The organism is Flavobacterium sp. YO64 (assembly GCF_004119505.1).
GTDB lineage: Bacteria > Bacteroidota > Bacteroidia > Flavobacteriales > Flavobacteriaceae > Flavobacterium > Flavobacterium oncorhynchi.
In genome coordinates this window covers 125,412-151,256 of record NZ_NRQV01000009.1, presented here as the reverse complement: position 1 = coordinate 151,256, position 25,845 = coordinate 125,412, and the positions used below count along the sequence as shown (strand labels likewise).

Sequence of the window (25,845 nt, the reverse complement as noted above, 5' to 3'; positions counted from 1 at the left end):
GCTATGAGCCTTTGTTCCTTTAAAAAACTAATTATTAGCTACAGCAACTTTTAGCTTTTGGTATTTATTTGTAAGCCAATTTCGAACTGGTTCATCATAGAATTTCAAACATAATATTGCAATTACAATACTCGAAAATAAAACTACAATTCCTAATGGGTAACCTTCTTTCAAAGTAACTTTATTATTTGCAACCCAAGCCATATAACAGTAAACTAATGGGTAATGTATAATGTAAATTGGATATGAAATATCTCCTAAAGCTTTACACACTTTAAGCGATACAGGATTTGTGATCTGTCCTCCTGCTCCAATTGCAACAATTATTGGAAATAAAATAATAATACAAAACGATTCATATAAACCGTTCATCCACAAACTGTTTTCGTCGCCAAGTCTTGGTATACTGAAAATAATGATGATTAAAAGGCTGCAAACCCAGAAAGCACCTTTGATATGAATTAGTTTTCCTAAACGTGATAATAAAACTCCTGCAAAGAATGGATACAACAAACGTGTAAAACCAATATTCATTTGCTCAAGATTTAACGACCAGCCGCCAATAACATCACCTTTTGGTCCAAAAACAGTTAAATTGACAAGCATTGCTGCAAATATCAAAACGAAGATTGATAAAACAGTATTTGAAAATTTACGAAAGAATAAAGCGTATAAAATATTACCAATATACTCGAAGAATAAAGACCATGCAGGCCCATCAAGCGGATGCATTTCTCCCCATCCTCTAATTTCTAATGATGGCGGAATTGGCAATAAAGTAAAACCAATAACCATGGTTAAAATTACTTTCCATACTTCCATTCCTGCGATTTGTGGAAACATAACATCTGAGGCTTGAAAATAATAGAAAATGGCCCCTATTATCATTCCCATAATTACCATGGGCTGCAAACGAATTAAACGACGCTTGTAAAATTCCCATTGCGTCAGCTTGCCCCAACGATCATCATAGGCATATGCTACAACAAAACCTGATAAAAGAAAAAAGAAATCAACAGCCAAATAACCGTGATTCATAAGTTGTTTAAATCGGCTTCCCTCATTAAAAGCCTCAAAGATGTGAAAAATAACGACTAGAACTGCGGCTACTCCTCGTAAACCGTCTAAAATTTCATAATGTTTTTTTGGTTTAATGTCAATAGAAATTGAACTCATAAAATACTTTTTTTTGTGGTTAAAAGATTAATTTATGTTATTTGGCATTGGCTAAAATAGCGCTTTTTTTTACAATGAATGACAGGTTTTTGACTTAGTTGCAAATTTTCTGCGTTTTTTTTGCAATAAGAAGAAAAAATTTCACAACTTAATATTTATCTTTCAGTCTCTGCTTAAAGCGTACTATTTTTTTGACGCTTAAAGTTAATTACCAAGAATAAGCTAAAATCAATAATTATTCAATTACTGATGATTTTTAAGCCATTCTGTCCTGCGTTGATCCGGCAAATGTTTTACAGAAAAATTTTCAAATTTTGCTTCAAAACCCTTTCCATCTGGAGAAGCGGCCATTAATCCAACCATAACAGGCGTATTATCTTGCAAAGGTGCATTTCTAGTCATTACATAATTTTTATCATCGTAAGAGAAAAATACTTCAACGGCATCTAATCTTCTCACTGCTTTTATCCAGATAAAAGGCGGTGCTTTTTCTAGCGTTGTAACACTCCAATCGCTTTTGTCGTGCGTAACTACGGTGCTTATATTAAATTTACCGTCTACAAATTCAACTCCGGTTTTAATATAATTTTTCTCATCAACACGAATCATAAGACCCATTTGGTCGAAACGAGCAATATAATTCCCTGTCAGTTTTACCTTTACTTCAAACTCTCCTCCGTAATTAGCATAATAAAAAGGTGCGTCATCGACCGTAAAACCATAATGAGAAATACGCCAGTAATCACTGTTTGCAGTAACATTCATAATTAAAGCATTGTTTTTAATTTCCCATTTTTCAGGTTCATTAAACCATTGCATTTTGTTTAAGCTTTGTGCCGATAGATTTTGGGCTAAAAACAAAGTCATGGCCCCAAGTAAAACTTTTTTCATAATAACTATTTAGATAATAAAGTATTTTTTTTTACGCTGTAAGATAATAAGTTCAATCCTTAATTGATTCAATATCTTAAAGATAAGTTTAGTTAAAAAGCAAAGCTGCAACTTTTTACACTTGCAGCTTTACTAACCAACCAATTTAGAAATAATGAAATTATTTAAGTGAGAATCCCACTTTAGATTTTATATCTGTTGAAGAAGCTCCAATAATTGCTTCGAAATCTCCAGGCTCAGCAACCCAGTTATGTTTTTTATCATCGAAGAAACTTAAAGCCGTTTTGTCAACCGTAAAAGTTACCGTTTTTTCTTCTCCAGCTTTTAGCGAGATTTTCTCAAAACCTTTTAGTTCTTTTATCGGGCGCGGTAATGAAGATTTCAAATCGCTTATATAAAGCTGTACAACTTCTGCTCCTTCTCTATTTCCTGTATTTTTTACTTTTACCGAAAATGTGATTTGATCTCCCGTTGTCATTTGTTTTTTATCAGCAGTAACTTTTCCGTATGCAAAAGTGGTGTAACTCAAACCGTGACCAAACGAGAATAATGGTTTTGCTTTTTGTTTATCTGCCCATCTGTAACCAACAAAAATACTTTCGTTGTATTTTACAGTATCTCCGCCCGGAAATTCTCCTAAAGCGTGGGCACCATTATCTGATAATTTTACAGGAAAAGTAAAAGAAAGCTTTCCTGATGGATTTGCATCACCAACTAGAATCGAAGCCAAAGCAGTACCTGCTTCTGTTCCTAAAAACCATCCTTGTACAATTCCAGGAACTTCTTTAATCCAAGGCATTGCAACTGCATTTCCAGATATATTTACAAAAACGATGTTTTTATTTACTTTCGCTAAATCAGTAATTAATTTATCTTGATTATACGGAAGCCCAAGTTCTGTACGGTCAAATCCTTCAGCATCTTGTTTGTCGCTTTTATTTAAACCACCAATGAAAAGAACGATATCTGCATCTTTAGCCGCTTTTAATGCCTCTGCAGTCAATTCTGCAGGAGAACGTTTGTCTTCTAAACTTACTTTAGCTATAACTCCATTATAATCGCTTGTTGGATCTCCTACATAACCACGAGCGTATACGATTTCAGCTTGACTGCCAATTCTTTTCTTTAAACCTTCAAGAGGTGTAATTTCATATTTTGCTTTAAGTGAAGAACTACCACCGCCAACAGTCATCATTTTAATTGCATTCTCACCAATTACTGCAATTTTCTTAGTTTTAGAAAGATTAATTGGCAGAATGTTGTTTGTGTTCTGAAGTAAAACAATTGCTTCTTCGGCAATTTTACGGCCGGCTTCTGCATGTTCTGGTGTTCCAAAAGATCCAAAAGGACGATTTCTATCCATTGTCGTTAAGAAAGATAAACGTAAAACACGACGTACTTTTTCGTCTAATTCTTTAGTTCCAACTTCACCTTTTTTTATCATTTCTGAGTAAGGTTTCGCTAAGAAATAATTATCATAAGCATTACTTGTTCCCCAAGAAAGTCCGTTTGTCCAAGAACCAAATTCCATATCTAAACCATTATGAATAGATTGTTTTGTATCGCTTACGCCGCCCCAATCTGAAACTACAGCTCCTTTAAAGCCCCATTCGCCACGAAGAATATCATTCAATAAAAATTCATTGTGGCAGCATTGTTGTCCTTTATATTTATTATAAGCGCCCATAATTGACCATACGTCACCTTCTTGAACTGCGGCTTTAAAAGCAGGCAGATATATTTCGTAAAGAGCACGATCATCTACGATTACGTCAACAGAATTACGTTTTGTTTCTTGATTGTTTAAAGCAAAATGTTTTACACAAGCTGCTACTCCGTTTAATTGTACGCCTTTAATGTAAGGAACAACCATTTTTGAAGCTAAAAACGGGTCTTCGCCCATGTATTCAAAGTTGCGACCGTTTAATGGGCTTCTGTAAATATTTACTCCCGGTCCTAATAGTACATTTTTGTTTCGGTAACGCGCCTCTTCTCCTAGTGATTTACCGTATAAATGAGCCAATTCTTTATTCCATGTTGCCGAAAGTGCTGTTAAAGCCGGAAATGCAATACAAGAGTCATTTGTCCAGCCAGCTTGGTCCCATTCATCCCATTTTACTTCGGGACGAATTCCGTGAGGACCGTCTGTCATCCAGTTTTCTGGAATCCCTAATCTCGGTACGCCTGGAGAACTGAATTTTGACTGTGCATGAATCATGGCAATTTTTTCGTCGATTGTCATTCGAGAAAGTGCATCTTCTACACGCTCATTAATTGGCTTTTTATCATCTAGATAAACAGGAACTTTATTTTGTGCATTCAATCCGAATGAACTCAATAAAACTAAAACAACGATTGTTTTAACGTTTTTAAACATAACTATTAATTATTTAAGCATTCAATTTATTTAAAGATACAAGTAACCATTTTGTACCATTTAATAATATTGTAAAACTAAAACGTTATAGTTCGTGTTAGATTTTTAAACGAAAAAAAGTAGTGATTTAAAAAATTAAATTATTGATTTGCAAATAATTAAATAAAAATGAGAGGCAAAAAAAGTAGTACTTTTAAAACCAAAAACTATATTTTTTGCGTAATTAAACCAATTTTTATGACCATTTCTTCAAAATCATTTCTCGAAACTGCTGCCTTATTACGAGCTCTTGTTCGATAATTATAAATTGTACTTAAGGAATAACGAAGAAATGCTGCAATCTTAACGCTGTCTGTAATTCCGAGACGAATTAATGCGAAAATGCGAAGTTCAGTATTTAACAATTCTCCTTGCTTTAAAATGATCTGTTCTTCCTTTATCAAAAGTGCGTTGAAATCTTTTACAAACGTTGGATATAAATTCAAGAAAATAATATCAAAGTTTTTGTACAGTTCTTCAAGTTCATTATCAACCAGCGTTGTTGATTTTAGGATTTTATAAATTTCGTCAAACTGTTTTGCTGTCGCTTTCTTGTTCAGAATGATTCGGTAGTTTTCTAATTTATTGATATAAGTAGAACAAAGGCTGAAAAAATGAGCAATATACTCCTCTTTTACATGGTTTGATTCTGATAATTGTGCGTTACGTTCCTGAAGCTGTTTGTTGGTTTCAGATATATCTTGATTTAATTCTGCTAATTTTTGACTGGTTTCATACAATTCTCCCCGAATTTTAGAAACTCTTTTCATTTGTTTGTAAACATAAATCACAGCCACAATCAAAAAAGCCGATAATAAGCTTATACATAATAAATACAACTGCAATTCGGTTTTACGTTTTGCTTCTTTCTCTAAATAAACGGTATTGATAATCGAATAGACTTCAGACATTAGCAAGGTGCGAAATTGTACATTGCAGTAAAGCGCATCTTCAATGGCCGATTGTGTAAGTTTATAGGCCATATCGACATCTTCTGTTTCATAAAAAACTAAAGCTAGTTCCTGAATTGAAGCATTGTCTTTGTTAACATTTTTGATATCTGCGGTGGCCGATAACGCGTAGTATTTTTTCTGTAATTCGACTTGATGTGTTTTCTCATAAATTTTCCCCAGTAAATAGGTAATCATTGCATATTGAGGCTCTTCTTCTTTTGAGTTTTTCAATAATAACAGCAATTCTTTTTGGGAACTTACCAGTTTTTTACGATAAATATCTTGCTGAATTTTATTGATTTTATAGGTTATTGATTTTGGGTCTAAAATTGTCAATAACGAATCTCTGTATTTTTGTATTTGCTCAATGTAATGTATGCTATAACTATTGGCAGCATAATGCTCAAAGAATTCGCGATAAGCAATGAAATAATTTGCAAGTAAGTTTTTTGATAATTTATTCTTGTCAATACTTCTTAAAATGGCTTCAGATTCACGATACTTTCCAGAGGAGGAATAAAGTGTTACTAACTGTAATTGCGCCAAATGCAATAAATCTTTATTCTGAAGCTGGTTGGCAATTTTTAAGTTCTTTTTTACGTAGAAAATGGCTGAATCAGAATTGAATTTTTGATATTCTGTGTATAATGTTTTGTTGTAGTTGTACTCCTGCTCTTTTGTTAAACTGTCTGATTTAATTTTTTTGAAGTTTAAAATTCGTTCTTCTTTTAGTTTAACATAATGCTCTTTGTTTTCTAAAGCACGGTTTAGATTAGCTAAGATATCATCAATGCTGTCTGCAGCAAATACAGGAACGTTTACAAGAATGAAGAATAAAAACAGTACGTATTTTTTCAAGTTGATTTAAGGTAAATATAGAATTACAAATATAATAAAGTAATCACATTGGTCTAGTTCCTAAATATTTTATTTAAACAAACTAGGAGAAACAAAGTTCGGAGGCTTTGAGCAATGTCATTACGTTTAGAGCTTTTAATTTGAACACCAGCTGTTATTAAATTTTTACTTGTTTGAAAGCTCTTTTGAAGTACTTTTTAAATACTATAACTTAGAAATTGGTGCAGACAAACAACTTTCTGGAATATCAAAAGCATTAACCAGCGCCAGCGCATCAGGGCGGATGTCCCAGCATAATTGATTTACCATTTTTCTAATGGCTTTTGTTTTTACTGCTTCCATATATCCATCTTCAAGAAACCAAGCCTTGTTTTTTTCTAATTGAGAAAGTGCATACAGCTGACTTAATTTTGTCAATATTTCTTTTGTTTTTAAATCTTCTACAGCTTTAACTGCGATTTGAAACTGTTCTAGAACTACTCTTTCTAAGTAAGCTTGAGATACATCTATCATTTGATGCTGCACTACATTAAAAGCATCATAAGTATCTAATCCGTCATCAATTAGCCTTTTGATACGTTTAGCTGCTGATGCTAGAATTGTTTTCTCTCTGTGAATGAAAGCCTGCAAATGGAATTCTCCATCTAATAAATGTTCGTCTTCTGTTCGGCGAGTAGCAATTGGGTTCTTTTCGGTAATTGCGGTTTTTGCATTTTCATACACATAATTTATAATTCCGAGTGATCCCATTTCTCCAAAAGACTTTCTAAACTCAGATAAACGATTTTTAGCCGTTAACTGCATTAAAACAGTATTATCACCTTCAAAAGTGGTGTAAATTTCAGTGTCATTTTTTAAAGCATCAATTCTATTTTCAGATAAATATCCTTTTCCACCGCAAGCTTCACGACATTCCTGCAGTATATCTCTTGTACTCCAAGTCGAATATGATTTCAATCCCGCTGCCAATGCTTCTATTTCCTGCATTTCGGCTTCTGTTCTATTCAAGAATCTACTAGTAAGATATTGCAGAGCAAAATGTACTGCATATGTTTTTGCCAAATGCGGCAGTAAACGACGCTGATGAATTCTATAATTTAAAATTGGAACTTCTGATCCTCCTTCTGGGCCAAACTGTCGGCGTTGGTCACTGTATCGAATTGCAATTGTTAATCCTGATTTTGCTGCTGATAATGCAGAACGCGGAATCCCAATTCTTCCGCCGACAAGAGTTCCTAACATCGTAAAAAACCTTCTGTTATCACTCGGAATCGGACTTTCAAATTCTCCTTTATCGTTTACCGATGCAAAACGATCGAGCATATTTTCTTTCGGAATTACGACATTATCAAAACTTATTGTTCCGTTATCAACTCCGTTTAAGCCCATTTTATGACCGCAATCACCTATCGTAACTCCGTTTAGAATATTTCCATTTGCGTCTCTTAGTCCAACGACAAAAGCATTTACACCATAATCATGGCCGTCAATAATTAATTTTGCAAAAACAGTCGCCATTTGACCATGTACAGCAGCGTTGCCAATATATTCTTTTTGGGCATTTTTGTTTGGCGTATGAATTGTAAAAGTTTGATCGTTATGATTGTAAGTTGCAGTAGTTTCCAGTCCTTTAACATTAGATCCATGATGTGTTTCGGTCATGGCAAAACAGCCGGGAAGCTTTAAAGAACCAATATCTTTTAGATATTTGGCGTAATGTTTCTCTGTTCCAAGAGATTGTACACTCATTCCCCAAAGTCCAAATTGAACTCCAAATTTTATTACCAAACTCAAATCATGGTAACTTAATGTCTCCATTACAGCAAAATAATCTGCAATATTTTCTCCTCCGCCATATTGCTTTGGATAAGCCATATTTCCTAAGTTTTCCTCTGCTAGAATTTTACACCATTTATATACTGTTTGGCGGTAAATATTAATATCTGTTGAAGTTTCGTAAGCAAACTCGGGTTTCGAAATTATTGATTTTACTCTGTTAATTATTGGTGCTTCTTTACCGTTTAGAATTGATGTTAATTGTTGAATATCAAAACTATTTGTTGTTTGAGAATTAGCGGTTAATGAATCTGATTTTGTCTTAAAATTCTGAATTACTTCTTCTCCCAGAATTCCAAGATCATTTTCCAGTTTTGTAAAATCTGATTCTAAAGCCGAAATGTCTAAGTCTTTTTCTGAGAGTGCTACAGCAATATCAAAAATAGATTTTATCGACGATTTGTCTTTTATATTAGCTTCAATGTCTGATTTCCATTGTGTGAGTTCATTTCGCGAAGGCGGATTTGAAATATCAACTTTTGAGAGAAGATATTCTTGCTCTTCAACTGAAAGGTTTTTTTGAGATTTTATAAACTCTTTTAGTGTAACAAATTCTTTTTGAGTTAAAAGATCATCGGACCACACTAAATAAAACAATGGAATAAAGGCTTGAAGTTTGGCATTTTTCATAGAGAATAGGTTTGGAAATAGTTTTTTTGCCACTCCGATAAAGATCTGAAGTGGTATTTTTCAATTTACTGCATAAAAAAACAGGAATGAAAAATACTCATTCCTGTTCAAACATCCTGTTAAGATTCTGGTAATTTATATTTTAAACCAATAAAAAATATAAAAAACGATTGTTATTTAGAACCTTTGGATACTGGGATTAATTTTTGCTTTATGGCAAAAATATGATGTGAATTAAAAACCAATACTGCAAGAAATACAATTCCGTATGCGATAATTTGAGTAGATCCAATTGGCTCTTTATAAAAGAATGCCGCCAAAAGAAATGCGATCATAGGATTAATATTCAAAAGCATCCCAACTGTTGAAGAATTAATACCTGAAAGTGCGTATAAATTAAGAAATAACGGAAAGATCGTAAACAAAATAGCAATGGTTTCGATACAGAAATAAAACTTAAATTCTGTTGGAACCTGTCCGCTGTAAGCAGGATAAAAAGGCAGTAAAAATAAAGCCGCCAATGTAATATGAAAAGTTAAGACTATAAATTTATCAAAACCTTTATTTATACGCTGACTTACTAAATAAGAAGCATAAGTAAAGCCAATTATTATACTGAAAACCATATCCATAATATTAGTATAAGATAAAAGCAGACAGCCCGAAATACTCAAACCAACAGCCATCCATTGTGTTTTACTTAGTTTTTCATGCAAAATAAAATAAGCCAATAAAGTGGTTAGAATTGGACATACTAAATAAGCTAATGAAGTTGCTTTTACACTAACATGATTCATTACATAGATAAATGTAAACCAGTTTGCCATTAAAAAAACGCTTCCGCCAATATTTAATAAAATACTTCTTCGTTTTTCATAAACCGGCATTGCTTTAAAAGTAGCTATGGCTTCTTTTATTTTTTTTCTTCTAAAGGTAAAAGCAATCAAAAGCATGAGAATACTGCAGCTGAAAACGCGATAAAACAATATATCCAATGATGGATATTCATGTATTGGCTTTAAAACCAAACTAAAAAATCCCCAGATTACAAAACATGTAATGGCTGCGATGTAGTATTTTGTTGTTTTCATCTGGATATTATTTATACTTTTTTTGATGAAACAAATTTCTAAAAAATTATACAGCAATACAGATACAGTTTTTGTAAATTGCAGCATAACAGTTTTTTTTTATGAAAGATTCGAATTACTTGTATTTACAGTTTGCTGATCGTATTGAAAAACAGATTAAATCTGGTGTTTTAAACGTGGGTGACAAACTGCCTTCTATAAGAGAAGTATGTGCAGAAACAGGTTACAGCATGAGTACTGTAAGCAAAGCCTATTACGAAGTTGAGAGCAGATCACTTATAGAATCAAGACCTCAATCTGGTTATTATGTAAGTAATATTTCGGCTAGAACAATTCCTGAACCATCACCAAGCAGTCCTATTTTAAAATGTGAAAACATTGATCGAGAAGATTTGATCGATCAGGTTTATGGTAATATGACCGACAAAAATATTACGATGCTTTCTTTAGGATTTCCATCTAATGAGCTTCTTCCTATTGCTAAGTTGAATAAAGGAATGGTTCAAGCCATGCGACAGCTTCCAAACAGCGGAACGAGCTACGAACAAGTTCAAGGAAATTTAAATTTAAGAAAAGAAATAGCCCGTTGGTCCTACACTTGGGGCGGATCTTTGAATGAACATGATATAATTACAATGCCAGGATGCACTAGTGCAATCTCACATTGTTTAATGACTTTGACAAAACCGGGAGATACTATTATTACTGAAAGTCCAGCGTATTTTGGAATTTTACAATTGGCAAAATCATTGGGTTTGTATATTATGGAACTGCCAACAAATATGACAACAGGTATAGAATTGGAAGCTTTGAAAAAGGCTCTTTCTTCAAAGAAAGTAAAACTTTGTTTGTTGATGAGTAATTTTAGCAATCCATCCGGGAGTATGATGCCGGCTGAACATAAAATAGAAGTAGTTCGATTGATGGAATTTTACAATATTCCGCTGATTGAAGATGATATTCATGGCGATTTGTACTTTGGTTCCAGCCGTCCTACAAACTGTAAAACGTATGACGAAAGCGGTATTGTGCTGTGCTGCAGTTCTGTTTCAAAAACGCTTGCTCCTGGTTATCGTGTAGGCTGGGTTTCACCTGGAAAGTTTAAAAAACAAATTTTGCGAAATAAAATTTACCACAGTCTCTCCTCGCCTACAATTACGCACGAAGTTGTGGGAGATTTTCTAAAAAATGGACGTTACGAGAATCATCTTCGTAAAATCCGTCAAATTTTGAATCGTAATTGTAATAATTATATAAATACGGTTTTAGAATCTTTTCCAGCAGGAACAAAAGTAAGTCAGCCGCAAGGAGGTTTTTTTCTGTGGATTGAGCTTGATAAAAGTATCGATACGGCTGCATTTTATCATTTAGCTATGAAACACAATATTAGTATTGCTCCAGGACGTATTTTCTCTTTTCAAGATCAATTTTCAAATTGTATGCGCCTGAGTTTTGGTCTTCCTTGGTCAAATGAACTTAGAGAATCAATACAAACTCTAGGAAAACTTGCTGGCAAATAATATAAAAAAAGCTGGACAGCTTAAAAAAATATACTGTCCAGCCAACAATTAAGAGACCAAAATTAAAATTGTTATAAAACGAAATAAGCGTCTTTCTCGACTTTTACTGGTTCGTCTTTTAAATCAAATTCTTTTATAATATCAAATTCACTTTGATACTCGTTAAGCATTTGTTTGATATTTCTTTCTATCGTATTAGCAATAGTTGTTACAGGTGTGTCTGAAGGTCTGTTTTCAAATGGATCCTGCAAGTGAATAGCCATTCTTTCTATTAAAAAGAAAGCTCCCGAAATTGCAGTAATTAACGGAATCGCAAACCAGCTTAACACACTTGTTAAACCAAATGGAAGCAGAAAAATAAACAAACACAGCGTCAATCTAATGTACATACTGTAAGTAGTTGGGAAAATAGTATTTTTAATTCTCTCACATTTACCCATCTCATCGCATAATCTTGACAATGTATTATCAATTTCTACTTGTTGATACATATTGATTCGCTTTTCGTTTTTAGCATTTCTAAGATCTCGCGCATGCAGCATTAAAATGGCATTTGGTATATTTTGATGGTTCTTGATGTAACGAAGTTCTTCTTCGCTTACCAAACCTTCAAGCGGTTTTATGGCGTCTTTGTTTCGCAGTGCTTGACCTAAACTATAACACCATGCAATCTGTCTTTTGGCGAAATTCTCCTTGAATTCGCTCGCTTTAACAGAAAAATCTGGATCTTTATAAAACGTCAATACTTGACGAATTAAGGTTCTTGAGTCGTTTACAATTGCTCCCCAAACAATTCTTGCTTCCCACCATCTATCATAAGCCTGATTAGACTTAAAGGCTAATAATAAGGAAATAATCGTTCCAATCATTGTTGGAATCGCAATTGGAATATCTACAGGAAGATTTATAAAATAGTGATGAAAAATTTCAAATAGTATGGTATAAGTCAATACCAAGGCAATTTCTACTTTAATTTTCCCGAGAACGTACTTCATTGGTATTCTTTTCTTTAATAACATATCGTCGGTTTTAATTAAATTAATATTTGAGCTGTTTATTTTTTTTAGTGATTAGTACTAAGTAGCTAGTAATTAGTCTTAAGATTTATAAACTCCATCTTTAAGTTTTACATTTCTAAAATCTAGATCATTTTATCGGCTAAAATTAGGAACAGTTACTAATTACTAAGGACTAAAAACTTTAAACCAATTCTTCGTATAACGAAAGAACAGGAAGTCCTAGTCGCTCATTAATACTCTCTTTTTTAGTTTTCTTAAATTTGATTTTCTCACCTTTACGAGTTTCTACAAGCAAATCGATGTCATATTTTGAAATTGCTTCATTTAAATATGGAGCCATATCTTCATAGTTATCATCGATTTTTGAAGTTTGGCTTACAATTTCATAAGAGAAATTATCATTCAAAAATTGCTGAACATCTTTAATATGCATATTTGCCTTACCGTTTTCGATATAAAGTGCTTTGTTGAAATCGTTTTTAGGCTGTTCAATTCCTAAGTGCAGAATTGGGCATTTTTGGTTTCCTGCCAGCTGAGTTAAATACTGATGGATACGTTTGGTCTCTTTTTTATAAGAGTGAGTTAAGATGACCAATTTAACAGAAAAGTTGTCTATAATACCTCTAAAAATTGGAGATGAAAGACCGTATTGATTGTGGATTTTTATTTTGCAGTTTTGCGTATGACCAATCATATATCGGCAAGTTTCTAAAACTTCTTCTTGGCTTCTTGTAAGTCCAGTTCTCATTTCACGTAAAAAATGAGAAGCAGAAAAAGTATCCGGAGTGTCAGAAACCATTATTAGAATGATTTCGCACTCCGATTCTTTTGCTTGATTAATAGCAGCATTTACTGCGCTGATTGTATCGTCTTTTAATGTAGTAGGTATAAGGAAATTTTTCATAAGTATATTCTTTTAGTTTATACATACAAAATAACTCCTTGGAAATTAGATCGTTCTTAAGCTCTAATTAGATTTTTCTAAGATTCAACATTAGAATTTTTAATGTTATTCTTTTTGATTTTTGATTTATTAAAGATTATAGTAACGATAGTTCCTTTGTTTTGCTCAGATTGCACTTGAATTTCTCCATCATGCATACGGATAATTTTTGAAGCTAAAGGAAGACCTAAACCGTAACCAATATACTTGGCAGCAATTTTTCCTCTAAAGAAAGGTTCATATAAATGAGGGATATCTTCAGGAGGAATTCCAATTCCGATATCATTAATAGAAATTTTAATAAAATCATGGTTAACAGTAAGTACCACAAAAACCTCATTATTATCAGAATATTTTACTCCGTTGGTAATAATATTATTAATAGCGAGCTCTAAAAGAGGTTTATTACAAGGCAGCAGCAGTAAACTTGAATCTTTTGGAGCAAAGTTTAACTTGATACTTACACGGTTATCAGGGAAAATTTTATCTAAATCTGATTTAACATCTAATAGCAATTCGTCTATTCTGGCAATATCTAAAACTTGTTTTTTACCGTCATAACCGGTTTGCGTAAGTTTAAGCAAACTTTCGGTTAAGTTTCCTAATCTTGATGCTTGGCTGTAAATATTTTCTAAAGATTGTACATACTCTTTTACCTCACGTTCTTTAAGAAGCATAATTTCTGCTTCGGCAATTATTGTTGTAATAGGTGTTTTTAATTCGTGAGAAGCATTATTTATAAAATTGGCCTGTATTTCAAAAGAGGTTTCTAAACGATCCAGCATATCATTAAAGGTTTCTGTAAGATCTGAAATCTCATCAGAATTCTTGACTTCAGGAAGACGATTGTGCAGGTTTGATGCACTTATTCGGTTTACTTCTCTAATAATTCTTGCTACAGGATTAATAACTCGTTTAGCTAAAAAACGACCTAAAAAGAAAGCCAAAAACATAAACGCAATACCTCCTACGATCAATATTTTTACAATATAAATAGAAGTTGTTTTTCCTTGACGATCTCGTGCACCAACAATTACTATGTATTTTTGATTTCCTTCTTTAAAAATCTGTCCTAAATAATATTTGCTGTTTATTTCATAATAGTTTCTTCCTGTCTCTAATATGGTAGAATAAAATTCATTTGGAAGATTTAAGTCTGTATTGTAATCAAAGCTGTTAGCGCTGTTTACTTTAAGCACATACTCTTCTTCCTCGATAAGTTCTTCGAGTCCGTTTTTCTTTAAATTACTATAATATTTTATCTTTTCAGGATCATTTTGAAAATGAATAGAAGACACAATTTTTGCTCTGTCATCTAATCGTTTCAAAAAATGATAACGATTATTTTCTCTAAACAAAACAAAAACAAGTACACTTAAAAGTAAGGTACTAAAAGTTGAAAGCGCTACATAAGTTAAAGTAATTTTTTTTCTTATATCCATTTTATGGTTTTATCACATAACCTAGTCCTTTCATCGTATGAATGAGTTTGGTTTTAAAAGGTTTGTCTACTTTTTTTCGTAAATATGTAATATAAACATCTACAACATTAGTGTTCATATCAAAATTAATATCCCAAACGTTATCTAAAATCTGATCACGAGAGACAATCATACCGGCATTTTTGCCTAAATAATACAATAATTTAAACTCTTTTGCAGTCAAAATTATAGATTCACCGTCTCTTTTAACTGTTTTTGCACGTCCATTTATCTCTAAATCTCCTACCGAAATAACATCAATTTTATCTGTTTCTTGATGTGCTCTACGATGTAAAGCGTTGACTCTTGCATCAAGTTCTCCAAACTTAAATGGTTTAACCAAATAATCATCAGCTCCTGCATTAAGTCCGGTTACGATATTTTCTGATGTTCCTAAAGCTGTTAAAAGCAAAACAGGCACAAAGTTTTTACTTGCGCGAAGTCTTCTGCATATTTCAATTCCATTAATATCAGGCAGCATTACATCTAGAATTACAACATCAAAATTATAGTTGTGAATCATTTCTAGTGCAGTTTTACCATCAAGTGCCACACTTACTTCGTTGTTATTTTCTGCAAATCCTTTGCGTAAAATCGACAAAAGATTTGGTTCGTCTTCGACTATAAGTAGTTTCATATTAATTTGTATCAACAACAAAAATAGGGATTGCCATTAAAAATACTATTCATAACTGTTATAAATTATGATTTTATTATGAACTCTTGCTTAAATTTTATGCAAAAAAAAAGCAACTTACAATAAGTTGCTTTTTTATATACTAAAATAGGGTTGTTTAGTACTAGTTTTTGAAATTAAAACTCAATACAGCTCCTAAGCCAAACTGGAAAGTAGAAACATAATCGTCAACTGCAACTGGTCCATACCAATATGTCCAATAATAACTCTGACCAACTGCTGCTGACATAGATTGTAAATAGGCATTAATATTTACAGAGACTGTTGAAGCGGTTTTAATCTTTACCCCTCCTTTTATATCCCAAGCAAAATAAGTACCACTTCCGCCCTGAGGTGTTTCAATAATACCAACTCCCGCTCCAGCGCCTAAATAAGGCAAAAGATTTGAACCTGTATCAAAATAATGAGTAAAATCGGCAAGAATAAAATTAAAAGCTCCTTTATCGTTTCCAGCATTGATTTGGTTTCCTGTTGGACCATAAAATGGAATTTTAGTATCAGCTCTTAAGTACTTTAACTCCACTGAATTGTTTGTTGAGAAAAAATACTCAAAACCAGCGCCATATTGAAAACCATCTTCAACTGTTGCTGAATAACCATCGTAGTCGATGCTGTCAGAAAAATTGTAACCACCATACAAATTAAGAGAAAATGACCTCGCATCTTGTGCATTCATTCCTATTGCAAATAGGAAAAAAACTAAAAATAAACTGTACTTTTTCATAAATTTTGTTTTTGAAAGTTAATAGGGAAATCAAATTTAAGTTTTTTCTTCTAAATTTTAAACAAATTTTAACAAAAAAAATATGACTAGTAAATCATTAAGTCATTAAAATACATTTGATTACGAATTTAAAATGTCTCGCCTGCATTCAAATAGAATCCTTTTGAACTATTTCCCCATGCGTAATCCACAATTAAATTTGTCCGCGTTTTTTTATCAATTAGAATTCTTAATCCAATACCAGCTGCAGGCTGAATTGCATGAAAAAGAGATGTATTTGCATCATTATTACTAGCTGTTACAAAATTGGTAAAAACAGTACCGCTTATCATTTGATTGCAAGTAATAGGAAATCGAAGTTCTGTAGAGAGATAAATCAATCCATCTCCTCTAAATAAGCCTTGTGTATACCCCTCTCCGCTCCTGCTGCGCTGATCCCAGCCAATTGCGGGTAAATTTAAATAAGGTACTTTGCCTCGTGTAACAAATTGTCCGTAAGCCCAAATTCCTAAAATATAACGGTCGTTTTTACTTGATAACGGAATAAACTGTCTAAATTCTGTATACAAAACATTACTGTATTGTTGATTATCAAATAAAACGGGATTAAAACGATAATTAACATTGGCGAACCAGCCACGGTTAGAATTCACTTGATTATCTCGTGAATCGTAAACCATATTAAAACTTACTCCTGTTAGAAAATATTCTAAATTATTAAATCCGTGCTGTTGGCTGTAATTGTAATGATAAGTTAAATTTCCATTTGCCACATCCAGTTCTTTGTCGTTTATATTAGTGTACCAATCAATATTTACACCTCCGCCCACATAAAAATTTTTTCTTACTTCAAAAGAAGCAGTTTGATGAAACTTAAAATAATTATAATCCATTGATTGTGCAATCGAGTCGATACTAAAGCTTGGGTCTCGATCGCGTCGAGACGGAATAATATCGGTGCCTAGACCATAATTAGGCTGTGAAAAAATATAAAGACGATAATCACCGCTTAGAAAAATTCTGTTATTCTTCAACAAAATATTATTTTTCACATTGATCATCCATTGCTTTTTCAAAGTGTAAATAATTCCAAGATTTGCGACAGAATATTTATCAGCCTCTTGTTTGCCTTTAAAAGTGTATTGCGCAACTCCTCCAAAAAAAAATCCGGTCGCTGGTTGTGAGCCAATTGCCGGAATTACAAGAAAAAAATTGCTTTTAGTAGGTTTAACGATATAAATGGAATCTTTCTTTTTAAAAACCTCAAAAATAGTTTTAGGTGCGCATATTTCTGAATTGTTTGTCTCTGATTGTGCATTTAAATGTAAAGGCATAAAAAGAAGCAAGAATGCTAGTTTCAGGATGTGTTCAAAATAAGTATTTTCTAAGAATTTCACTCTTTAAAAGTTTTAATTTCTACTAAAACCACATTCAAACCTAATGTAAATATAGCTTATTTTCAACACATTACTAAAATTTAATGCGTTTAATTGTATAAAAAAACCGTCAATTTGTATTGACGGTTCTTATTAACTAATTATGTAGAATTAACTATTTCGTAATAAACTTTGGATGAATTAAATTTTCTAATGAATAAATTTCATCCCATTTTTCCTGTGTGATCAGCTTTCTTTCTAAAACAGCAATTTGATGTACGCTTTTATTCGTTTTCAAAGCTTCACCAGCGATACTTGCGCTTTCTTCGTAGCCAATAATTGGATTCAATTGTGTTACGATTCCAATGCTGTTCATTACCATATTATAACAATGATCAACATTTGCAGTAATTCCGTTAATACATTTATCAATTAAAGTCTGAATAGCATTTGACAGATAATCAAGCGATGTAAACATTGCAAAAGCAATTACAGGCTCCATAACATTCAATTGCAATTGTCCAGCTTCTGCGGCCATCGTAACCGTTAAATCCTGACCAATTACATAAAAACAGGTTTGGTTTACCACTTCTGGAATTACAGGATTTACTTTTCCAGGCATTATAGACGAACCTGGCTGACGTGCCGGCAGATTAATTTCGTTTAAACCAGTTCTCGGCCCTGAGCTTAATAATCTTAAATCGTTACAGATTTTAGAAATCTTAACTGCAGAACGTTTTAAAGTTCCCATAATCTGTACGTATGCTCCCGTATCAACAGTTGCTTCAATTAAATCTGGAGACAGTGTTAATGCAATTCCAACTTCTTCAGCAAGATATTTCACGCAAATTTCAGGATAACCTTCAGGTGCATTTACTTTCGTTCCAATTGCAGTTGCTCCCATATTAATTTCTAATAATAGTTCCTGAGCATTTCTTAAACGCTGAATATCTTCGCCAATCGTAGTTGCATAAGCTTTAAATTCCTGTCCTAAAGTCATCGGCACAGCGTCTTGCAGCTGCGTTCTCCCCATTTTTAGAACTTCCTTAAATTCCTCACCTTTTTTTGCAAAAGCGATCTCTAATCCAGAAAGCGTTTTAATAAAACTTTCCATTTTTAGATACAATGCAATTCTAAATGCCGATGGGTAAGCATCGTTTGTAGACTGTGAACAATTTACATGATTATTGGGATGCAAAAAGTTGTATTCGCCCTTTTTATGTCCCAAATATTCAAGTCCAATGTTTGCAATCACTTCATTTGCATTCATATTTACAGATGTCCCTGCACCGCCTTGAATTAAATCACTCACAAATTCGTCATTAAATTTCCCCGCAATTACCTGATCACTTCCATAACAAATCGCTTCGGCAATTTTAGGATCTAATGCACCGCAGTCTTTGTTTGCCAAAGCAGCGGCCTTTTTTACATATCCTAAAGCTTTGATGAACAAAGGCTCTTTAGAAATAGGAATTCCAGTAATATTAAAATTCTCTACCGCTCTAAAAGTCTGGATTCCGTAGTATAAATGATTTGGAATTTCCAGCTCTCCCAGAAAATCATGTTCCTTTCTTGTTGATTCCATATAATAAAATTGCTATGTTTTTAACTTAAAAATAAATGTAAAGCTACATCAAATTATGCATTAAAAATGTGAATGAAATCAAAATGATTTTCGATTTGCATAGAATATTTTATTCTAAATTATTACCTTTTCACTCTCAAACAATTATCAAAACAGAGTTGAAAAAAGAAAGCGAATATTTTCTTGATAAAGAGTTTAATACGATTATTTACGCTAAAGACGATCTGAATTTTAAAGATTTTGAATGCTGCGTTTTTAATAATTGTAACTTTTCTGCCTGTACTTTTCTTGCTGTTACTTTTATTGACTGCGTTTTTAACGATTGCATTTTTAACGAAGCCAAAATTAACTACGTTGCTTTTAGAACCGCATCTTTTAATCGCTGCGAAATTAAAGAAGTAAACTTCGCCATGTGCGACAAACTAATTTTTGAAGTCAGCTTTACGGATTGTGTTTTGGACTTTTCAAAATTCTATACTTTAAAAATAAAGGGAACACCATTTATTAATTGCAGTTTAATTGCAGTCGATTTTATGGCCGCTGATTTAACCAATGTTATTTTTGACAATTGCGATTTGTACCGTTCTGAGTTTGATAGAGCCATTGCCAACAAAGCCGATTTTAAAACGAGTTACAATTATACTATTGATCCATCTAAAACCAAACTTAAAAAAGCCGTTTTTGCTTTGAAAGAATTAAAAGGTTTGTTGTTTAAACATGATGTAATTGTGAGTTAATGAGTAACATTAATCTGCTTTTTTAGGAAGTACTGACTTTGGCAGATACAATAAAATCACTAACACACTTGCTAAGCAAAAAAAATGAATAAGCATGCTATAGAAAAAAGCATTATAGAAATGCTGAAAATCTGTAGTTCCTTTTGTTAAATAATAAAATACACTTCCAGTAAGAGCAATTCCTAAAGCCCCAAACAACTGCTGCAATGTGGAATAAACACCAGAAGCATTTCCGATAAGATTTTGTGGCAAATTTTTGAGAGCGATATTAGCAAATGAAGGCAAAACCAGAGCAACACCCGCGCCATGCAAAAACATGACTATATATCCTCTAAAATCAATTGTTTGGTAATAAAAAAGAACAAGTTGTAGAATAAGCACAAACATAAGTATCAGTACGCCAAATATCAATACGTATTTTCCATAACGCAGTACTAATTTGGCAGAAAAAAAAGAAGCAAGAATAAAACCGCTTCCTTGAAATACAATAAAATATCCCGCATGCATCGGAGACAGTCGAATTCCCTCCTGAAGAAAAATCGCAAGTACAAAAAAATAGGCATCCAGCATTAACGTAAAAAACGCTGACGTTAAAATTGCCATGTTAAAGTTTGTATAGGTGAAAAGTTTCATATCTAATAAAGGTTCTTTTCCTTTAGATTTTCTTCTTATCTGTCTAAAAATAAAAGCAAAAACAAACAAAATAGATAAAGGCAAACCAACTTTAATAGAACCGTTTTGTTCTCCTCCATTACTTAAAGAAAAAACTAATAGGGCAAGTCCTCCACATAAAATAAAAGCACTCAAATAGTCCATTTGCATAGAAGAATTATCCCTAGATTGAGTAAGATAGCGAGTCGCCAGCAATAGACCTGCTGCACAAATAGGAATGTTTATGAGAAATATATAGCGCCAAGAATGGTCAATTAAAAATGGCTTAAGTTCTACTAAGAAGCCTCCTAAAAACTGCCCCAGCATAGTGCCAATACCTATTGCAATTCCGTACCAGCCCATCGCATAGGTACGTTCCTTATGATCAATAAAAAGAACTTGTATATATGATAAAACTTGTGGTGACATTAAAGCCGCACTTATTCCTTGAAAAAATCTTAGTAAAATTAGATAGTCAATTGTTCCCGCAAAGCCACATCCCGCAGAACAAATCATAAATAGAAACATTCCTAAAATAAAAATTTTCTTTCTCCCGTAATAGTCCCCTATTTTACCGCCAATTATTAAAAAAGAAGCAAATCCAACCATGTACATTGAAACTACCAGCTGTATTTTTCCATTATTGGAGACAAGCCCTCGTTGAATTGAAGGAATCGCGATGTTTACAATAAATATGTCTAGTATAGTTAGTAAATGTCCGAGTAACAATACGAGCAATGAAATGTGGTTTGTATTTTTCATAATATATAGAACGATCTATCTATTTTAGATTAAAAAAAATTAGAAGAGTTGTTTAATGGTATTTTTTAAAGTTTGGAGTTCATTAGTATTTCCATTTATAGTTGCTGACACTACTGCTCCTTCTATAGTTAAAAAGACGATATTTTGTAAGACGCTTTTTTCTAGCGAAAGTTTTTTTACGGCACTTATTTCATCAATCAAGACATTAATATAATCTTTTTGACGCTTTTTATGTGCAGCAATAAATTGCTCAACTCTTTTATCTTCTCGACCAATTTCTGCATTTATTTTAATAAAATGGCATCCAGAACAACTAGAATCCTCCTGAAGTTTAATACGATAATCAACCAGTTTAAGCAGTTTTTGTACAGGATCTTTCTCTTCTTTTAAACAGCTGTCAAGTTCATTAAAATACTCTATTTCTTGTTGTTCAAGATAATGGTACAACAAGTCGCTTTTGGATTGATAATGCTTGTAAAGAGAGCCAATAGCGATACCGGCTTCAGCGATAATCTGATTAATTCCTGTACTTTTATAACCTTGATGATAAAACAGACGAGAAGCTGTTTCAAGTATTCTTTCTTTTACACTGACTTTCTGTTCCATTCATTTTTTTGTCAAAGATATAATAAAATAGATAGACCTATCTATATGTTTTACTCGAAATTAAAATTTATTCAAGTTTGAATTTAGTTAACTAAGAAGCTTTAATGGTTTTCTCATTACATAATCCTCCATTAAATAACCATTTCCAATTTCGATATCAACTTCTTCTTTTACGTCGAAACCAACTTTTTTATAGAAATTCAATGCCGTGTTAAAACGGTTTACATTTAATAAAAGCGCAGTTGAATTATTCTTTAAAGCTAATTCTTCAATCAAATCAAAAACTATTTTTCCGTAACCTTTTCCTTGAGTTTCTGGTAAAAGGTATATTTTGTGAATTTTGGTTACAGCTTCATTTTTATAATTATGCTCAATTCCGATGAACCCTATAGTGGCTCCTGAATCTAAAATCAAGTAAAACAATTGTTCTTTAGTCTCGATTTGTTTACTTAAAGCTTCATCTGAATAAAAAAGCTTTAACATGTAGTCTAACTGAGTTTTAGATAAAATACTTCCATATGTAATTGGCCAGGTGATGTTTGTGATTTCTTGAATTATTTTAACATCATTTACATCTGCTTCTGAAATTGTAATCATATTATATTCTGAAATTTCTTTTAATTTGTAAAAACTTGATTTTCTTGTTCACTTACTCTAATAAATGTAGTTCGCTTAGAAAGTTCTTTTAATCTTGGAGCTCCAACATAAGTGCAAGTGCTTCGTAATCCTCCTAAAATATCCAAAACAGTTTGAATGACATTCCCTTTAAAAGGTACTTGAACTGTTTTTCCTTCACTTGCTCTATATTCTGCAACTCCTCCAACATGTTTATTCATTGCAGTTGCCGAACTCATTCCGTAAAATTGTTTAAATTTTTCGCCGTTTATTTCGATTAGTTCTCCTCCGCTTTCAGTATGTCCAGCAAGCATTCCGCCTAACATTACAAAATCTGAACCTGCTCCAAAAGCTTTTGCAACATCGCCCGGAGTTGCACATCCGCCGTCACTTATAATATGTCCGCCTAAACCGTGTGCAGCATCTGCACATTCTATAATTGCAGAAAGCTGTGGATAACCAACGCCTGTTTTAACACGTGTTGTACAAACAGAACCCGGTCCAATACCAACTTTTACAATATCGGCGCCTGCCAAAAGTAATTCTTCTACCATCTCGCCTGTAACGACATTGCCTGCAATAATAACTTTATCTGGATATTGTTTTCGAGTTTGTTTTAAAAACTGAACAAAATGTTCTGAATATCCATTGGCAACGTCAATACAAATAAATTTTAAGAGCGGGTTTGCAGTAACTACTGTTCCAATTTTTTCAAAATCTTCTTTTCCTGTTCCTGTGCTTATGGCGATATAGTTATAGAAATCTGAAGTAACATTTTTCAGAAAATTATTCCATTCTTCTAAAGTATAGTGTTTATGAATCGCGGTAAAAAGTTTTTCCTTTGCTAGAACCTTCGCCATTTCAAAAGTACCGACTGTATCCATATTTGCTGCCATAATTGGAATTCCTGTCCAATCTGCCGTACTATGTAAAAACTTGAAATTTCGTTCGAGAGAGACTTCAGATCTGCTTTTTAGTGTAGATCTTTTGGGGCGAATCATTACATCTTTAAATCCTAATTTCAGATCAGTTTCTATTCTCATAGTTCAAGATTTTGGTTACTCTCAAAGATAGGAAATTTTAGATTCTAGACTTTAGATTTTAGATTAACAAAAACTTGAACTTGTGAACAATTATGAGACGAATTTACTTTCGCGAAAGCGTATTTATTTTACAAAGTTTCACAAAATTTCTAATTGGAACACGTTTCGACTTCGCTCAACGTGAAAAACCTGAAACACGAGACCTTAAACAAAAGAAACTAAGAAATTATCCGTGAATAGTTTCACCTTTTCCGTAATTGGTAATGATTGATTCTTCAAATTCCAACCATTCTCTCCAGCGTTTTTCTACATCTATTCCAACTCCATATTTTCTAGCATAAGTTATAAAAGTTGTATAATGACCTGCTTCGCTTTCCATTAATTCTCTATAAAAAACAGCCAGCTCTTCATCTTTAATATTCTCAGAAAGAACTTTAAAACGTTCGCAGCTTCTAGCTTCGATCATTGCTGAAAATAGTAATCGTTCTACTAAACCGGAAACACGACTTCCATCGCCGCTTTTCTTCATATATAAATAAAGTTCATTTACATAATCGTCTTTGCGTTCTCGTCCAAGTTTTAATCCTCTTTTTATAATGATATTGTGAACCTGTTCAAAATGATCGATTTCTTCTTTGGCTAAAGCTAATAAATCTTGCACTAAATCTTGATGCTCAGAGTTGTTGGTAATAATTGTAATGGCATTTGTTGCTGCTTTTTGCTCGCACCATGCATGATCTGTTAAGATTTCTTCTATATTTTTCTCAACAATATTTACCCATCTTGGGTCAGTTGGTAATTGTAATCTTAGTACACCCATTTTTTATATTTGTTTCAGATTTATTTTGTTTAACGTTTCAAGTTTTCTATTCTAAACGAAAAAAGTTTAAAGTTCTAAACCGTCTTTTGAACAGTCCAAAACTTTAAACTTGAAACTTTAAACTTGAAACTATTTTTTAGTAAGCAAAAATTGGTCTTTCGCTCATCATTTCGTTTACTTGTTCAGCAACTTCTTCGATAACATCTTCATTTGTGTGATCTGTAAGAACTTTATCGATTAAAGCAACGATAGTTTCCATGTCTTTTTCAACTAAACCACGAGTCGTGATTGCAGCTGTTCCTACACGAATTCCAGAAGTAACAAATGGTGATTTGTCATCAAATGGAACCATATTTTTATTTACTGTAATTTCTGCTTTTACTAATGCATTTTCAGCTTCTTTACCAGAAATATTTTTGTTTCTTAAGTCAATAAGCATCATATGGTTATCAGTTCCTCCAGAGATAATATTGTAACCTCTTTTTACGAAAGCATCTGCCATTGCGTTTGCATTTTTTTGCAATTGCATTGCATATGTAAAGAATTCATCTTTTAACGCTTCACCAAAAGCAACTGCTTTTGCAGCAATAATATGCATTAAAGGTCCACCTTGATTTCCTGGGAAAACTGCTAAATCTAATAATGAAGACATCATTCTGATTTCTCCTTTTGGAGTTTTTAAACCTTGTGGGTTTTCAAAATCTTTCCCCATCAAGATCAAACCTCCACGAGGTCCGCGTAATGTTTTGTGAGTTGTTGTTGAAACAATATGACAATGAGGGATTGGATCATTCATCAAACCTTTTGCAATTAAACCTGCAGGGTGAGAAATATCAGCAAATAAAATTGCTCCTACGCTGTCAGCGATTTGTCTGAAACGAGCAAAATCCATATCACGAGAATAAGCCGAAGCTCCTGCGATAATTAATTTTGGCTGCTCTTTTGTAGCAATTTCTTGAATTTTATCATAATCTAAGCGACCTGTTTCAGCATCTACACCGTAGAAAACTGGACGGTACAAACGACCAGAAAAGTTAACTGGTGAACCGTGAGTCAAGTGACCACCGTGCGATAAATCGAATCCTAAAATTGTATCACCAGGATTTAAACAAGCGTGATATACAGATGTATTTGCTTGTGAACCTGAGTGAGGCTGTACGTTTGCATATTCAGCACCAAACAATTCTTTTGCTCTGTCAATAGCAATTTGCTCAATAACGTCAACTACTTCGCAACCGCCGTAGTATCTTTTGCCAGGATAACCCTCGGCATATTTATTAGTTAAAACAGACCCAGCTGCTTGCATTACTTCATCACTTACAAAATTTTCTGAAGCGATAAGTTCTAATCCGTGAATTTGTCTATCTTTTTCCTCTAGGATAAGACTAAAAATTTGTTCGTCGCGTTGCATTTTT

General features: G+C 32.9%; 21 protein-coding genes. 2 read left to right on the top strand and 19 right to left on the bottom strand.

Annotated elements, in window-relative coordinates; all coding sequences use genetic code 11:
- Nucleotides 1–27: 27 nt before the first annotated feature.
- From BOW57_RS08700 to BOW57_RS08675, 6 genes are all read right to left on the bottom strand, one after another.
- Nucleotides 28–1,176 carry an acyltransferase gene (locus BOW57_RS08700; RefSeq protein ID WP_129053790.1) on the bottom strand — a complete coding sequence of 383 codons (1,149 nt, stop codon included), beginning with the start codon at nt 1,174–1,176 and terminating at the stop codon, nt 28–30.
- Nucleotides 1,177–1,419: 243 nt separating this feature from the next.
- On the bottom strand, nt 1,420–2,067 hold the full coding sequence (locus tag BOW57_RS08695; protein WP_129053789.1) for a DUF1349 domain-containing protein: 648 nt from the start codon (nt 2,065–2,067) through the stop codon (nt 1,420–1,422).
- A 160-nt stretch (nt 2,068–2,227) separates the two neighbouring features.
- A complete protein-coding gene (locus BOW57_RS08690; protein WP_129053788.1) occupies nt 2,228–4,444 on the bottom strand; it encodes a glycoside hydrolase family 3 C-terminal domain-containing protein in 2,217 nt (738 codons plus the stop codon).
- 206 nt (nt 4,445–4,650) lie between these two features.
- Nucleotides 4,651–6,294 (bottom strand): DUF6377 domain-containing protein, encoded by a 1,644-nt coding sequence (locus tag BOW57_RS08685; RefSeq protein WP_129053787.1) that lies wholly within the window; start codon nt 6,292–6,294, stop codon nt 4,651–4,653.
- Between the two features lie 204 nt (nt 6,295–6,498).
- Complete coding sequence (locus BOW57_RS08680) at nt 6,499–8,760, bottom strand: acyl-CoA dehydrogenase (RefSeq protein WP_129053786.1); 2,262 nt, start codon at nt 8,758–8,760, stop codon at nt 6,499–6,501.
- Between the two features lie 173 nt (nt 8,761–8,933).
- Nucleotides 8,934–9,851, bottom strand: a complete 918-nt coding sequence (locus tag BOW57_RS08675) for an EamA family transporter (protein ID WP_129053785.1) — start codon at nt 9,849–9,851, stop codon at nt 8,934–8,936.
- Between the two features lie 101 nt (nt 9,852–9,952).
- On the opposite strand from BOW57_RS08675, the gene BOW57_RS08670 reads away from it, so the two are divergent.
- Nucleotides 9,953–11,371 carry a PLP-dependent aminotransferase family protein gene (locus BOW57_RS08670; RefSeq protein ID WP_129053784.1) on the top strand — a complete coding sequence of 473 codons (1,419 nt, stop codon included), beginning with the start codon at nt 9,953–9,955 and terminating at the stop codon, nt 11,369–11,371.
- Between the two features lie 71 nt (nt 11,372–11,442).
- Here the strand turns inward: BOW57_RS08670 and BOW57_RS08665 are convergent, their stop codons facing one another.
- The 7 genes from BOW57_RS08665 to aspA all read right to left on the bottom strand — a co-directional run bounded on the left by BOW57_RS08665 (nt 11,443) and on the right by aspA (nt 19,196).
- On the bottom strand, nt 11,443–12,390 hold the full coding sequence (locus BOW57_RS08665; RefSeq protein WP_089055786.1) for a bestrophin family protein: 948 nt from the start codon (nt 12,388–12,390) through the stop codon (nt 11,443–11,445).
- A gap of 181 nt (nt 12,391–12,571) precedes the next feature.
- Entirely contained in the window at nt 12,572–13,294 is a 723-nt protein-coding gene (locus BOW57_RS08660) for a hypothetical protein (protein ID WP_129053783.1), read from the bottom strand.
- A 77-nt stretch (nt 13,295–13,371) separates the two neighbouring features.
- The gene (locus BOW57_RS08655; protein ID WP_089055788.1) at nt 13,372–14,775 is read right to left on the bottom strand and encodes a HAMP domain-containing sensor histidine kinase; all 1,404 of its coding nucleotides are present in this window, start codon (nt 14,773–14,775) and stop codon (nt 13,372–13,374) included.
- Nucleotide 14,776: 1 nt separating this feature from the next.
- Nucleotides 14,777–15,451, bottom strand: a complete 675-nt coding sequence (locus BOW57_RS08650) for a response regulator transcription factor (protein WP_089055789.1) — start codon at nt 15,449–15,451, stop codon at nt 14,777–14,779.
- 163 nt (nt 15,452–15,614) lie between these two features.
- The gene (locus BOW57_RS08645; protein ID WP_129053782.1) at nt 15,615–16,235 is read right to left on the bottom strand and encodes an outer membrane beta-barrel protein; all 621 of its coding nucleotides are present in this window, start codon (nt 16,233–16,235) and stop codon (nt 15,615–15,617) included.
- Between the two features lie 128 nt (nt 16,236–16,363).
- The gene (locus tag BOW57_RS08640) at nt 16,364–17,632 is read right to left on the bottom strand and encodes a BamA/TamA family outer membrane protein (RefSeq protein WP_241687419.1); all 1,269 of its coding nucleotides are present in this window, start codon (nt 17,630–17,632) and stop codon (nt 16,364–16,366) included.
- Nucleotides 17,633–17,786: 154 nt separating this feature from the next.
- Nucleotides 17,787–19,196, bottom strand: a complete 1,410-nt coding sequence (aspA, locus tag BOW57_RS08635) for an aspartate ammonia-lyase (protein WP_089055792.1) — start codon at nt 19,194–19,196, stop codon at nt 17,787–17,789.
- A gap of 158 nt (nt 19,197–19,354) precedes the next feature.
- On the opposite strand from aspA, the gene BOW57_RS08630 reads away from it, so the two are divergent.
- Nucleotides 19,355–19,933: a pentapeptide repeat-containing protein gene (locus BOW57_RS08630; protein ID WP_129053826.1), complete on the top strand. Its 579-nt coding sequence runs from the start codon at nt 19,355–19,357 to the stop codon at nt 19,931–19,933.
- Between the two features lie 9 nt (nt 19,934–19,942).
- Here the strand turns inward: BOW57_RS08630 and BOW57_RS08625 are convergent, their stop codons facing one another.
- The 6 genes from BOW57_RS08625 to glyA form a co-directional block, all read right to left on the bottom strand.
- Nucleotides 19,943–21,346 carry an MFS transporter gene (locus BOW57_RS08625; protein WP_129053781.1) on the bottom strand — a complete coding sequence of 468 codons (1,404 nt, stop codon included), beginning with the start codon at nt 21,344–21,346 and terminating at the stop codon, nt 19,943–19,945.
- Nucleotides 21,347–21,385: 39 nt separating this feature from the next.
- The gene (locus BOW57_RS20965) at nt 21,386–21,952 is read right to left on the bottom strand and encodes a TetR/AcrR family transcriptional regulator (protein ID WP_129053780.1); all 567 of its coding nucleotides are present in this window, start codon (nt 21,950–21,952) and stop codon (nt 21,386–21,388) included.
- 87 nt (nt 21,953–22,039) lie between these two features.
- Entirely contained in the window at nt 22,040–22,549 is a 510-nt protein-coding gene (locus BOW57_RS08615) for a GNAT family N-acetyltransferase (RefSeq protein WP_129053779.1), read from the bottom strand.
- A gap of 20 nt (nt 22,550–22,569) precedes the next feature.
- Nucleotides 22,570–23,610 carry a GMP reductase gene (locus BOW57_RS08610; protein WP_129053778.1) on the bottom strand — a complete coding sequence of 347 codons (1,041 nt, stop codon included), beginning with the start codon at nt 23,608–23,610 and terminating at the stop codon, nt 22,570–22,572.
- Between the two features lie 226 nt (nt 23,611–23,836).
- Entirely contained in the window at nt 23,837–24,430 is a 594-nt protein-coding gene (locus BOW57_RS08605; RefSeq protein ID WP_089055797.1) for a tRNA-(ms[2]io[6]A)-hydroxylase, read from the bottom strand.
- Nucleotides 24,431–24,566: 136 nt separating this feature from the next.
- On the bottom strand, nt 24,567–25,841 hold the full coding sequence (gene glyA / locus BOW57_RS08600) for a serine hydroxymethyltransferase (RefSeq protein ID WP_089055798.1): 1,275 nt from the start codon (nt 25,839–25,841) through the stop codon (nt 24,567–24,569).
- Nucleotides 25,842–25,845: the final 4 nt, after the last annotated feature.